This window comes from Mesorhizobium sp. Arg314 (assembly GCF_053714275.1).
Genome location: NZ_JBSKBP010000304.1, coordinates 1 through 327 on the forward strand (window position 1 = coordinate 1; position 327 = coordinate 327).

The following is a 327-nucleotide window of genomic DNA, read 5'->3' on the forward strand; positions in this document are numbered from 1 at the left end:
TAAGGGTGTTCGCGCACGCATACCCCGAATACGTATTATTCGGGGCGATATACAAATTTTGCCCGGCGGTCCCATTGCCATTGCTCTGTCCTAGTACTGCGATCCTACTTGCAGTCGAGGGGACGAAGGCGCCGGTAGCCACTGATACCCAAGTAACTGAGTTCGAGTTTGCCGTACCGGCCGAGCCGGAAGCCATTACTGGCATGACCGCAGCGGGGTTCGTGCCGATCACAATTTGTGCTCTGCGATCATACTGAATCTTGAACCGCAGCTTCGACCCGGCATCGAAGTAGGAGGCGCCGACGCGGGCCTTGAAGGTGTAGCCGG

General features: G+C 57.2%; 1 protein-coding gene. It reads right to left on the reverse strand.

Annotated features, from left to right (window positions below):
* A partial coding sequence (locus ACWGS9_RS35605) for a hypothetical protein (protein ID WP_454509532.1) occupies positions 1-327 on the reverse strand: 327 nt, incomplete at both ends.